This window comes from Agrobacterium sp. S7/73 (assembly GCF_019355535.1).
GTDB classification, from domain to species: Bacteria; Pseudomonadota; Alphaproteobacteria; order Rhizobiales; family Rhizobiaceae; genus Agrobacterium; species Agrobacterium tumefaciens.
In genome coordinates this window covers 256,156-268,758 of record NZ_CP072138.1, presented here as the reverse complement: position 1 = coordinate 268,758, position 12,603 = coordinate 256,156, and the positions used below count along the sequence as shown (strand labels likewise).

The window sequence follows — 12,603 nt, the reverse complement described above, 5'->3', positions numbered from 1 at the left end:
ATCAGACGACCGGACTGTTGCCTCCTTGGTAGCCAGCCGCGGCTGCAAATTCCAATGCTCTGACGATTTATATTGATGCCATTTCGGCATTGCCATTTGCAACAAGGCGGCCGAAGACTTTGCTGAGAACTTCAGATTACTCGAGGTTAATGGCTCTGTTCACCTTCACGGGATCGCATATTCCAATGCAAATTCAGCTTCATGGCTCTGTTGCTGGCACATTCAGTGCTACAGCAATGCATATTACCCGAGAGTGTCCGCAACGGCCTTTCCGCACGTTACGGTATCCGCGTCTCCGCCGAGATCGCGCGTCCGAAGCCGCTCGTCTGCCAGAACGGTCTCGATCCCCGCCATGACCGCGGCGCTGGCTTCGTGCTCTCCCAGATGTTCAAGCATCATCGCTGCCGACCATATCTGGCCGATCGGGTTCGCAATCCCGACCCCGGCAATGTCAGGGGCCGATCCGTGGACGGGCTCGAACAAGGAGGGGAATTTCCGCTCCGGGTTGATATTTCCCGAAGGCGCGATGCCGATCGTGCCGGTGCAAGCCGGCCCCAGGTCCGAGAGGATGTCACCAAACAAGTTCGACGCGACAACGACGTCGAAGCGGTCCGGGTTCAGCACGAAATGGGCGCAGAGAATATCGATATGATATTTGTCCCAGGCGATATCCGGATAGGACTTCGCCATCTCTTCCACCCGCTCATCCCAATAGGGCATCGAGATGGAGATGCCGTTCGACTTGGTCGCGGAGGTGAGCCGTTTCCGCGGCCGGGTCTGGGCGAGATCGAAGGCGAACTTCAGGATCCGATCGACGCCGATCCTCGTCATTACCGTTTCCTGGAGAACCGTTTCCCGCTCCGTGCCCGGAAAGATGCGCCCGCCGACCGAAGAATATTCGCCCTCAGTGTTCTCGCGCACGACGTAGAAGTCGATATCGCCGGGTCCTCTGCCGGCGAGCGGTGAGGTCACGCCGGGCATCAGCCGCACAGGCCTCAGACTGACATACTGGTCGAATTCCCGCCGGAACTGGATGAGCGAGCCCCAGAGCGAGATATGATCTGGGACGACCTCCGGCCAGCCGACCGCCCCGAAGAAAATGGCGTCATAACCGCCGATCTGCGCCTTCCAGTCCTCCGGCATCATTTGGCCGTGCTTCATGTAGTAATCGCAGGAGGCGAAGTCGAAGGTGTCTATCCGGAGTTCGAAGCCGAATTTCTTCGATGCCGCTTCGAGAACCCTGATGCCTTCGGGAACGACCTCCTTGCCGATTCCGTCACCGGCGATGGAGGCAATCTTGTGTACGCGGTTGGTTCTGTTTTCCAAGGCTATGCTCCTGTTCGATCAGTCTTCCTCGACGAAGACCTGATTGCGACGTCTCGCGATGTTGGGGAGAAAGGCGACGACCAGCACGATGAGTGCAACCGTCAGGAGACCTGCGCTGATTGGCCGGGTGACGAAGACGGAGATGTCGCCGTGAGAAATCGTCATCGCCCGTCGCAAATGCTCTTCCAGCAGGGGCCCGAGCACGAAGCCCAGCAGCATGGGCGCAGGCTCGAAATCCAGTTTCGACAAAGCGTAGCCGAACACGCCGAACGCCGCCATCACGTAGAGATCGAACGTGTTGGAGTTCACGCTGTAAACGCCGATCGAGGCGAAGGCGAGGATCGCCGGAAAAAGCACCGTGTAGGGAACCGTCAGGAGCTTCACCCACAGACCGATCAACGGCAGGTTGAGGATTACGAGAAGCAGGTTGCCGATCCACATCGAGGCGATGAGGCCCCAGAACAGGACGGGTTGCTCAGTCGCGACCTGCGGGCCGGGCACGATACCCTGGATGATCATGGCGCCGATCATCAGCGCCATGACGGGATTGGCAGGCACGCCGAGGGTCAGCATCGGTATGAACGACGTCTGCGCCCCGGCGTTGTTGGCGGCCTCTGGTCCCGCCACACCCTCGATCGCGCCATTGCCGAAGCGCTCCGGCGTCTTGGAGATTTTCTTCTCCAGAGCATAGGATGCGAAGGACGCCAGGATGGCACCGCCTCCCGGAAGAACGCCAAGCGCAGATCCCAACAGCGTGCCGCGGCATGCCGGCCCGATCATCGCCTTGAAATCTGCACGGCTCGGCCAGAGGCCTGCAACGCGGCTGACGACGGCGGTTCGCTCGATCGTCGTTTCGAGATTGCGCAGGATTTCGGCAATGCCGAAGAGGCCAACGGCGACGGCGACGAAGTTCAGACCGTCCGCCAGTTCCGGTCGGCCAAGCGTGAAACGCATCGCCCCCGTATTAATGTCCGTTCCGACAAGCCCAAAAACGAGGCCCATTGAGACCATTGCGATCGTCTTCAGCACCGATCCGCGCGCCAGAACGATGGAGGCAGCGAGCCCGAGCACCATCAGACCGAAATACTCCGGCGACCCGAACTTCAGCGCGATCATTGTCAAGGGCGGCGCAAGAGCGGCCACGATGACGGTCGCGATGGTGCCGGCAAAGAAGGAACTGAGAGCCGCAGCTGCAAGCGCCGGCCCTGCCCTGCCCTGCCGGGCCATCTGGTATCCATCTAGAGCTGTCACGGCCGACGAGGATTCGCCCGGCAGATTGATCAGGATCGCGGTCGTCGAGCCGCCATACTGCGCGCCGTAGTAGATGCCCGCAAGCATGATCAGGGATGTCTCGGGCGAAAGAGACAAGGTGATCGGCAGCAGCATGGCAATCGTCGCCGTCGGGCCGATGCCCGGGAGAACGCCGACCAGCGTTCCGAGCAGTGTGCCAACGAAACAGAAGAGAATATTGTAGGGCGTCAGAGCCGCGCTTAGGCCCATCCCTAGATTTCCGATAAGGTCCATCATAGCTTAAGCTCCCAACCAAGGGCCGATAAGACGGACGGGAAGCCCGAGGCCATAATAGAACACAGCCAGACAGAAGACGGTGATGCCGAGCGTGATGGCGAGAACGACGAGCCGTCTCTGCCCGGTCGCCGCGGTTGCCGCAGACAATGAAGTGAGCGCCACTGCCGGCACAAACCCCAGTCCTCTAACAGTCAGGCCGAACAGGATAGGCGCAACGATAATGGCGATGAGAGCCCGCAAGGGTGCGATCTGCGGGTGAAAGGCTTCAGTGTCCCTCAGAGCCTTGATTCCGATAACGACGCCGATCACGGTAATGACGATCGACAGGATCAGAGGGAAATAGCCGGGGCCCATTCTGAGCGCGGATCCGACATCCATTGTAAATATGGATGAAATGCCGAACCCGATCCCGACAGCCAGCAGCGTGCCGGAGGCGACAATATTCTTGATATCCATAGAAGCCCTCCGTTCGACTGCGGGCTTTACTCCGCAGCCGAACCATCATCGTTAATCTGCGAACTGTCCGGCAGCTTTGATGATGGGATCCCATCGCTTGATTTCGCTATCGAGCTTGGTACGGAGCGCGGCTTGGGTCGCCTGCTCTTTGGTTGCAGGCATAGTGGCGATCTGCGCGAAGCGTTCTTTCAAGGTAGCGTCTTCCATTGCGGCCTGGAGTGCCGTCGTCAGCTTGTCCAGGACGTTTTTCGGAGTGCCCTTGGGGGCGTATACGCCATGCCAGACGCCGACTTTGAATTCGGGCAACCCGGCCTCTGTGGTCGTTGGCACATCGGGCAGCGTTTCAGCACGCGCCTCACTGGTGATTGCGTATGCCTTCACCTGTTTTTGCGTGATCGGACCAACAGTGTTCGTCGCCTGGTCACAGGTCATATCGATCTGGCCGCCCAGCAGGTCGGTCATGATCGGGCCATTTCCCTTGTAGGGAACGGTCGTCATTTGCGTACCGATGGTTGACATGAACAACGTGCCGCACAGGTGGGACGCGGCTCCAATTCCGGCATGGGCATAGGTTACCTTGTTACCGTTCTGCTTGATGTAGGCGACGAGTTCCTGAAACGTCGAAGCCGGGAACTCGTTGCGCGCGATCACCGTCATCGCAGCGTCGCTGACGAGGCCAATCGGCTCAAAGGCTTCCGTGGGTTTATAGGGCAACTGCCGATAAAGTGCGGGAGCCGTGGCCATCCCGATGTGGTGGACGAGGATCGTATAACCGTCTGGATCCGCGTCTGCCACACGCCGGGCGCCAATCGTTCCACCCGCGCCCGCAACATTCTCGACGACGATCTGCTTGCCGAGCGACTTTGACATCGCGTCTGCGGTAAGCCGGGCGATGGTATCGGTCGGTCCGCCCGCTGCGTATGGGACCACCATGAATATATTGCGTTCGGGGTAGTCTGCAGCAAAAACCGGGGTGACGGATAGTGTAAATACAGCTATGATCGAAAGTAACTTCATTGTCTTCCTCCCATTTGCCGTCGTCTCCAACAACGGCTGTCCTCAAGGCGACATTCGCGAACAAGCGATTGACGGTCCAATGCCGTTTCGGCTTCAAATGATGCCGTAAGTGATGAGGATGAGATGGATACTGCCTGGCTTTTAGATCTGCGAGCACTCGCCGACACTCTCAATTTTTCGAGGGCTGCGGAGATGCGCAACATTACCCAGCCCGCTTTCGGTCGACGGATAAAGGCCTTTGAGGACTGGAGCGGGTCCGTTCTGGTCGACCGATCGACGCACCGCATCAGGATTACGCCTGCCGGTGAAATCATGCTGGATGCCGCAAATGATATTCTTCAAAGGATAGAGAGGGCAGTCCAGGACTTGAGCCAGGAACGGTCAGCCACTGCGACCCTCACCTTTGCGGCCACGCACGCCTTGTCGTTCACCTTTTTTCCAGGTTGGGTTCAGAGTCTGGGGTCTTCGGTGGCGATTGTCCCGATCCGGCTCCTTTCGGATAATATGAACGAGTGTGAAAGGATGATGGCGGAAGGCCGAGCGCAGTTTCTGCTCTGCCATTTCCATCCAAACAGCGAAATCCGCTTGCATGAATCGGATTTCAGGCACGTGGAACTCGCCACGGACGTTCTTCTTCCAGTCGCGAGCAAAGGTGAGGATGGCTTGCCGATCCATAGATTACCCGGCACGTCTGAGGCTCCCGTTCCTCACGTGTCATTCGACGAGAAGTCAGGCATGGGTCGGATACTTGCCGCCAACCTGCCACACACCGAATTGCATCTCGTTCGCGTGTTCACATCTCATTTGGCCATGGTTTTGAAAGCGCTGGCACTCGAGGGCAAAGGCGTCGCCTGGATACCACGCAGCCTTGCCAATTCCGAGTTGGAGCCACAAGGAAAGCTTGCGATCGCGGGTGACGAGACGTGGGTGGTCCCGGTCAAGATCGTGCTGATCCGACCCAGGAACCGGATGACTGAATTGGCCGAGAAATTCTGGACAACGGTCGAAAGCGCGTCGAAACGAAAGCCAGTTTGATGAAGGACGCTTCGCTCGAAGTTGGGACGATCCGCAAGTCTTTGGGAGAGTACGACGATCTGGAAACTCGAAGCCCTTTCGAAGATTCCGTCGCGGTCAAATTACACATCGTTAATTTTACGCTTTACCGAAATTCAGTTAGGGGAGGAACGATTAGAGTCGGGTTCCGTGTATCCCAAACAGCAAGAGCCGCAAAAAGCGGCCCTCGCGCCGCAGGATCAAGCGCATTGTTCCTTCCTGTGTTTTGAACTTTGAGGAATCCAGCACTTATTCAAGGAGAATTGACCATGAGGCATGCCCCCCTACTCATCGGCACATTAATGTTAGGAGTATCGATGCTGACGACCAGCCTTGCCCAGGCCGATGATAAAACGTCGCTTCCCGGCTACGCAGAGGGTGCGCAGGTCGTTCGCGTCGAGAAAACACAAGGCCAGATCGATCAAATCAGTGGTGTAGTGTTTACGCAGATCAAGCAGGTTCGTGCCGTTACTCAGCTTGAAATGTCCTTGCTTGTGCCGCGAACAAAAGATCTGAAACCGGCAATCGTCTATTTCCCGGGCGGCGGTTTCATCTCAGCTGATCATGAAAAGTTCATTGATCTTCGCATGGCGCTCGCTCAGGCGGGTTTCGTGGTCGCAGCCGCGCAGTACCGGACGGTCCCGAACAAATATCCGGCGCTTGTCGAGGACGGCAAGGCGGCGATCCGCTACCTCCGTGAACATGCCGACGAATATGGCATCGACCCGACCCGCATCGGTGTGCTCGGCGATTCCGCCGGCGGATACGTATCGCAGATGATGGGCATGACGAGCGGCGAAAAGGGCTTCGACAAGGGTCAGTTTCTCGATAAATCCTCCGACGTTCAGGCAGCTGTGACAATGTACGGCATCTCCAATCTGCTTGAAATCGGCGACGGGTTTCCGGAAGCGATCGCCAAGGTGCATACGTCTCCTGCTGTGACTGAAGCGCTGCTAGTGAATGGCACGGCTTTTGCGGATTTTCCCGGCGCATCGATCGGTAGCAATCCCGAAAAGGCGTTGCAAGCAAGCCCCATGGGTCATGTTGCCGGCAACAAGCCACCGTTCCTCATCATGCATGGAAGCGCCGATACGCTCGTGTCGCCTCGTCAAAGCGTGCAGCTCTACGAAGCATTGAAGAGCAAGGGCGACAAGGTCGAATACGTTCTCGTAGAGGGTGCCGGTCATGGCGATCTCACCTGGTATCAGCCGCCGATCATCGATCGGGTGGTCGACTGGTTCACGGCTACATTGGGTGGTCCGATCAAGAGTAATAAAAGCGAACCGGCTTCCAACGCTGGCAATCTTTAGAGGCCTCGCCACAGCGGCCTTAAGTTTGCGGTCGCGCATGGACAGCCTTTGATCAGCCGTTGATCCAGCATTTACGGCGCATGCGCGACTCGAGCAATCATCCGACATTTTAAGCCGACATGGAGCACCGGCGTCATGTCGACCCCGTGACGCAGCGCTTGAAGCGTCATGTCAGGTTCTCAACGGCCGCTTCGGCCAACGCGAATAGAAAGTTGCCCCAAACTGCCAGTTGCTACTTTGGTTGTAGCCAGCCATCTCGCAGGACATCGCGGAGCACGTGTCGTGTATCCTCCTTCGCGACCATAGACCCGCTTGCCCAGGCAATTGCCAATGCGCCCAGAAAGACGTCCCTGCCGGTCACTGTTCTTCGTGCTGATCCCTCTTGCTGTGCAGCATTCAGTATTCGTTCGGTCGTCGCAATGACCGTGTCGCAAGTCGGGGTAAGGGGCGAGTCTTTGCTGCAAGCAGCCCGGAGCGGCTCGGCCAAGCCTTCATAAGCCACCATCCAGTCTCCCAACGCATCAATCCAGCGCTCCAGTACGCGCGCTGGATTCGACTCCTGTTCTTCGATCTCGACGCGACGAATGTCCAGTGCCTCATAGTGATCGACGAGCAGCGCGGCCAGTAAAGCGTCCTTGTTCGGGAAATGGCGATAGAGCGTGCCCGGTCCCACCCCTGCCAGCTTCGCCACAGCATCCATGGAAACATCAACACCATCGCTACCGAAGGCCTGTCGCGCCACATTGAGAATATGCGCTCTGTTCTGCTGTACGTCTCTCCCGCGCCGCGGCGGTTTTGGCAAATCTTGCATTCTGACTTTCGACCCTTGAACATCGGAGAGCCTCTCCGTATATGCAGATAATATCGGAGACACTCTCCACATATATGTTCTGTCGGGCCGCTTTAACAGATGGTTTCCGTCAGGGAAAAGAGAATACGATGAGCAAACAGATGATAATTGGCATGCATCTGGGCAACGGATACGGGAACCTGCCGGGAGCCTGGCGTGCCACGACGGTCGATCCCAGGAGTTACACCAGTTTCGATGCGAAGGTACGACACGCCCAGGCGGCCGAACGCGGAAAGCTTCAGTTCCTCTTCCTGCCGGATGGTCCGACACATGTCGGCGACATCGAGAACGAGCCACCCAATTTCAATCTCGACGTCATTGTCACCCTGGCGGCTGTCGCGTGCGCGACCGACCGGATCGCCCTTGTCGCAACGGGATCGACCACGTTTAACGAACCCTTCAACCTCGCCCGCCAGTTCAAGGCGCTGGACGTCTTGAGCCATGGACGGACGGGTTGGAACGCCGTCACGTCAAGTGGAGAAGATGTCGCAGCGAATTACGGCCGTCGCCTGCCGTCCAGCAAAGACCGGTACGGAAGGGCGCATGAGACAGTGCAGCTCGTCCAGGCACTCTGGGGCAGCTGGGGTCAGGATGCCTGGTTACACGATCAGGCAGCTGGACGTTTCGCAAACGCCGAACAGATTGCTCCCATCAAAATGGGCGGCTCGTTCGTCGCCTCGCGTGGGCCCTTGTACATCCCCCCGTCCGAACAGGGACAACCGGTCATCTTCCACGCTGGCGGCAGTCCAAACGCCCTTGAACTCGCCGGTCGTTATGCCAACGGCGTCATTGGTGCCACATTCACAATCGAAGACGCACGTCGGCAGCGCACAGCGTTTCGTGACGCGGCTGAACGTGCTGGGCGCAGCCCGGACGAGATCAAATTTTTTGCCGGCCTTATGACGACGATCGCCAGCGATCGACGGGAAGGGCTCGATCGCCGGATCGCGTTAAGCGAGAGGACATTTCCTCAACGCGCGGCATATCTCGGGCAGATGCTTGGCCTGCGCCTCGATCCTTCCCGGCTCGACGTGCCGTTATCGCCGGACCAACTGGCCAAAGCTCGCCCATCACCGGGTGATCCGCGCTCAGAGCACGCGCTTAAAATCGCACGCGAAGGCTGGACACTTCGCGACGTGCTTGCCCACGGCGTGATCGATTATCACCCTGTTATTGTCGGCCCCGCAGTTGAGGCTGCCGACCACATGCAGGAATGGTTCGAGGCAGACGCTGTCGATGGCTTCTGGGTGTCGCCGGACATCTACGAGGACGGAATCGACGCTTTCGTTGACGGCGTCGTGCCTATCCTCCAGGAGCGCGGGCTGTTTCACCGGGACTATGAAGGTGCCACGCTTCGCGATCATCTCGGCGCTCCCGCCCAGTACGGGGTCGATCCACGCGTAATTCAATGACCTCAATCCACCATCGATGAGCAAACAACAACTGGAAGGAAATCACATGAAAATCGGTATCATCGGCGCAGGAAACATTGGCGCCACGATCGCACGAAAGCTGGCAGCAGCTGGACATACCGTCAAGCTGGCGGGTTCTAAGGGTCCTGACGACATCCGCGACAAGGCGGGGGAAGTGGGTGCTGTCCCAGTCGCAGCGCAGGACGCGGTCAAGGATGTCGAGGCGGTCATCCTCTCGATCCCGTTCGCGGAGATCCCCAAGGTAGCCGGCATCTTCGCGGACGTGCCGTCGAACGTGGTCGTGATCGACACCGGCAACTATTATCCCTTCCGCGACGGGAACATCGCGGAGGTCGATGGCGGCAAGCCGGAAAGCGTTTGGTCGAGCGAGCAACTGGGCCGACCTGTGGTCAAGGCGTTCAATGCGCTTCTCGCCGAAACGCTGGCGAATGGCGGCACTGCGGCGGGCACGACAGGCCGGATTGCGATCCCCGTCGCGGGCGACGACGCGCAGGCAAAGGCGATCGCGCGGCAACTGGTCGACGAGGCCGGTTTCGACACGCTGGATGCCGGCGGTCTGGCTCACTCCTGGCGTCAGCAGCCGGGCACGCCGGCCTACTGCACCGAACTGACGTTGCCCGAACTCAGAGACGCACTTTCCAAAGCCGACAAGGAGCGTGCACCGAAGGACCGTGACGCGCTCATCAAGAGCTTCATGGCGGAGACCTCACCCCTCAGCCACCAGCAGATCGTCACCCGCAATCGCGAAGTCACTGCTCCAAAGTAATCGCCAACGCGGATCGGGGTGCAGCGAGCACTGCTGCCTCCCGATTGTGTCCAAAAGGAAGGAAGAGATATGAGAATCGGAATTCTAGGCTCCGGCCACATCGGCAGAACTCTTGCTCGAAAGCTGGCCGCAGCCGGCCATGAGGTAAAAGTCGCCAACTCGCGCGGACCCGACACGGTCGATGCAGATGCTCTCTCCACAGGCGCCCAGGCGGTCACCAGGGAGGAGGCCATCATCGGCATCGAGGTTTTGATCCTCTCTATCCCCTTCATCGGCATCCCCGCGATCGCGCCGCTGGTCGCCGACCTTCCCGCCGAAACGGTTGTCATCGACACGTCGAACTATATCCCCGCGCGCGACGACAGGATCGCTGAGATCGAGAACGGGATGGCCGACAGCGTATGGGTGACGGCGCAACTCGGCCGTCCGATCGCCAAGGCGTGGAACTCAATCTATTCGGTCACGCTGGCGGAAAAGGGCAGACCCGCCGGCGACCCCGACCGGATCGCGGCCCCGGTCGCGGCCGATCGCCCCCGCGACCGCGACGTGACGATGGCGCTGGTCGAGGACACCGGCTTCGACGGCTATGATGCCGGGCCGATCGCGGAATCGTGGCGGCAGCAAACCGGCTCGCCATCCTATTGCACCGAGGTCACGCTCGCCGAACTGCCGGACGCGCTGGCATCGGCGGATCTCGCCCGATCGCGCAGGCGGTCGGACCTGGCCTCCAAGGTTTACCTCGAGCGCTTCGAAGCCGGTCACAACCCCGGCCGGGACTTCATCGTCCAGCTCTCGCGGCTGCTGTACGCGGTTTGAATGGGCCCGGGAACGCGGCAGGACCACGGGGTGAACGCCAGTGCGGCGATGCCGCACCCTCATAGGTGATCGAAAAGGAACGAGACGAATGAACAAAATTCTGGAAGGCAAGGTCGCCCTCATCACGGGTGCAGGATCCGGTATTGCTGCTGCGGCAGCAAGGCTGTTTCACAGGGAGGGCGCCTGCGTAGTGCTTGCGGATGTCAGTGGGAAAGAGGTGGAACTTGCCGCCGGACTTGGCGAGCGCGCGGTGGCTTGCCGGGCCGACGTCAGCAAGAGTAGCGATGTCCAGGCGATGATCGACATGGCCATCACCGAGTTCGGGCAACTGGACATTCTGTGCAACGTCGCAGGTATTACAGGCCCACAGGGTTCGCTGGAAGATGCGCGCGAGGACGACTTTGACAAAGTCATTGCGGTCAACATCCGCGGCTTGCTGCTTTCCATGAAATACGCACTTCCCCATCTCGTCGCGGGGAATGGCGGTGTCATCGTCAATATCTCGTCCGCCACGGCGCTCGTTGGAATGCCGGGCCTTGCCGTCTATTCAGCGACGAAGGGCGCTATTATCGCCGCAACCCGCGTCATCGCCGCCGAATATGCGAGCAAGGGCGTTCGCGCCAATGTGATCTGCCCAGGTGGGATCGAGACACCGATCTATCTGGAGCATCTGGCCAAGGACCCGGCGTCGGTGAACAAGACCGTAAGCCTCATCCCGGCAGGGCGCGTCGGGAAGCCCGAGGAAATCGCACAGGCCATGCTGTTCCTCGCGTCGGACGCATCCTCCTACATGACCGGTGCAGTCGTTCCCGTCGATGGCGGCCAGACGGCCGTCTGAACACCGGGCCACTCTAACGCCTGCCTATACATCTCGTGTTTACCGCGACGCCCCGCCGAGACCGCTCGCTCCCAGTGCGGGCGTTCTCGGATGCTGGAACATGCAGAATTACGAATCACCACTCTCGAAGGAAAGAAAAGATTTATGAAAATCAGCATCATCGGAACTGGGTTGATCGGAGCCAATCTCGCGAAGAAATGGGTGGCCGCAGGTCACTCTGTCCGTATCGCGAACGACTTCGATCCTGGTGCACTTGACAATCTGGTTCGCGAGACCGGTGCGCAGGCTGTGCCAGTAGCGGACGCTGTGCAGGATGTCGAGGTGATCGTCACCACGATCCCGCTCCACGCCATACCCTCGCTGCCCGACGGCCTTTTCGACGCCGTACCCGACGACGTCATTCTCGTCGATACCTCGAACTATTTCCCGGGACGCGACAGAACCATCCCTGCCATCGAGGAAGGCATGGTGGAAAGCCAGTGGGTTGAGCAGCAGATGGGGCGTCCGATCATCAAGGCGTTTAACAATCAGCTGGCCTACACCCAGGCGCATGAGGGAAAGCCGGCGGGCACGCCTGGCCGCATTGCGATGTCGGTTTACGGCGAGGATGTGGACGCTAAAACGAAGGTCGTCGGCTTGATCGACGATCTGGGCTTCGACGGAATTGACGCGGGTCCCATGGCAGAATCCTGGCGGCAGCAGCCTGGAACGCCTGCTTACTGCACCGAACTGACTGCATCAGAGTTGAAGGCGGCGCTAAGCAGGGCTGTCAAGCGTAGATCACCCAAACTTAGGGATCTCTCACTCAAGCATCTTGAGGCCTTTGGCGAGGGGTTTCTAACATCCCTTGGAAAGGGCGAATACACCCTCGGGTACACAAGCAAAGACGTTGTGGAATTGTATCGCAGGCTCGAGTCGCAAGACATCTGAAATAGGATTTGAAACCGTGCTCGGTAGAGGAGATGCTCGGGGGAAATGGATCTGCCAGTCATGACCTCGATCATCCGACCGTCGCTTGTGTTGACCATACTAGCAGCCGTGGCGATCTTCAGTCTCCGGATGTCCGTGATTACGGCACTTCTGATCTCGGCGGGCCTTGGCGTCGCGGGGACGTTCGCGGCTGCATGACTCGCATAAGAGACCCGCGTTTGTTGCCTTTATGAGATCCGAACTCGTGACCTGTGCCTTCCGGTTAATCTTACCAGCACACA

Annotated in this window: 13 protein-coding genes; 8 read left to right on the top strand and 5 right to left on the bottom strand. The window is 59.0% G+C overall.

Annotated features, from left to right (window positions below):
* Positions 1–243: 243 nt before the first annotated feature.
* The 4 genes from J5276_RS25785 to J5276_RS25770 are packed head-to-tail and all read right to left on the bottom strand — an operon-like array spanning position 244 to position 4,326.
* Complete coding sequence (locus J5276_RS25785; RefSeq protein ID WP_209159889.1) at positions 244–1,326, bottom strand: tartrate dehydrogenase; 1,083 nt, start codon at positions 1,324–1,326, stop codon at positions 244–246.
* Positions 1,327–1,344: 18 nt separating this feature from the next.
* Positions 1,345–2,850 carry a tripartite tricarboxylate transporter permease gene (locus tag J5276_RS25780; protein ID WP_209159904.1) on the bottom strand — a complete coding sequence of 502 codons (1,506 nt, stop codon included), beginning with the start codon at positions 2,848–2,850 and terminating at the stop codon, positions 1,345–1,347.
* 6 nt (positions 2,851–2,856) lie between these two features.
* Positions 2,857–3,309 (bottom strand): tripartite tricarboxylate transporter TctB family protein, encoded by a 453-nt coding sequence (locus J5276_RS25775; RefSeq protein WP_173998420.1) that lies wholly within the window; start codon positions 3,307–3,309, stop codon positions 2,857–2,859.
* Positions 3,310–3,360: 51 nt separating this feature from the next.
* Positions 3,361–4,326 carry a tripartite tricarboxylate transporter substrate-binding protein gene (locus J5276_RS25770; RefSeq protein WP_173998417.1) on the bottom strand — a complete coding sequence of 322 codons (966 nt, stop codon included), beginning with the start codon at positions 4,324–4,326 and terminating at the stop codon, positions 3,361–3,363.
* Positions 4,327–4,449: 123 nt separating this feature from the next.
* Here J5276_RS25770 and J5276_RS25765 point away from each other — a divergent pair, with 123 nt between their 5' ends.
* A complete protein-coding gene (locus J5276_RS25765; protein ID WP_173998415.1) occupies positions 4,450–5,361 on the top strand; it encodes a LysR substrate-binding domain-containing protein in 912 nt (303 codons plus the stop codon).
* Positions 5,362–5,696: 335 nt separating this feature from the next.
* Positions 5,697–6,689, top strand: coding sequence for an alpha/beta hydrolase (locus J5276_RS25760; protein WP_209159888.1), 993 nt, complete (start codon positions 5,697–5,699; stop codon positions 6,687–6,689).
* A 232-nt stretch (positions 6,690–6,921) separates the two neighbouring features.
* Here the strand turns inward: J5276_RS25760 and J5276_RS25755 are convergent, their stop codons facing one another.
* On the bottom strand, positions 6,922–7,500 hold the full coding sequence (locus J5276_RS25755; RefSeq protein ID WP_173998412.1) for a TetR/AcrR family transcriptional regulator: 579 nt from the start codon (positions 7,498–7,500) through the stop codon (positions 6,922–6,924).
* Positions 7,501–7,628: 128 nt separating this feature from the next.
* Here J5276_RS25755 and J5276_RS25750 point away from each other — a divergent pair, with 128 nt between their 5' ends.
* The 6 genes from J5276_RS25750 (at position 7,629) to J5276_RS25725 (ending at position 12,520) form a co-directional block, all read left to right on the top strand.
* Positions 7,629–8,951, top strand: a complete 1,323-nt coding sequence (locus J5276_RS25750) for an NtaA/DmoA family FMN-dependent monooxygenase (RefSeq protein WP_173998533.1) — start codon at positions 7,629–7,631, stop codon at positions 8,949–8,951.
* Positions 8,952–8,997: 46 nt separating this feature from the next.
* The gene (locus J5276_RS25745; RefSeq protein WP_173998410.1) at positions 8,998–9,738 is read left to right on the top strand and encodes an NADPH-dependent F420 reductase; all 741 of its coding nucleotides are present in this window, start codon (positions 8,998–9,000) and stop codon (positions 9,736–9,738) included.
* Positions 9,739–9,807: 69 nt separating this feature from the next.
* Positions 9,808–10,554 (top strand): NADPH-dependent F420 reductase, encoded by a 747-nt coding sequence (locus J5276_RS25740; RefSeq protein ID WP_173998408.1) that lies wholly within the window; start codon positions 9,808–9,810, stop codon positions 10,552–10,554.
* A gap of 88 nt (positions 10,555–10,642) precedes the next feature.
* Positions 10,643–11,392: an SDR family NAD(P)-dependent oxidoreductase gene (locus J5276_RS25735; RefSeq protein WP_173998406.1), complete on the top strand. Its 750-nt coding sequence runs from the start codon at positions 10,643–10,645 to the stop codon at positions 11,390–11,392.
* A 90-nt stretch (positions 11,393–11,482) separates the two neighbouring features.
* On the top strand, positions 11,483–12,322 hold the full coding sequence (locus tag J5276_RS25730) for an NADPH-dependent F420 reductase (protein WP_236776496.1): 840 nt from the start codon (positions 11,483–11,485) through the stop codon (positions 12,320–12,322).
* 45 nt (positions 12,323–12,367) lie between these two features.
* Positions 12,368–12,520, top strand: coding sequence for a hypothetical protein (locus tag J5276_RS25725; RefSeq protein WP_173998403.1), 153 nt, complete (start codon positions 12,368–12,370; stop codon positions 12,518–12,520).
* Positions 12,521–12,603 lie beyond the last annotated feature (83 nt).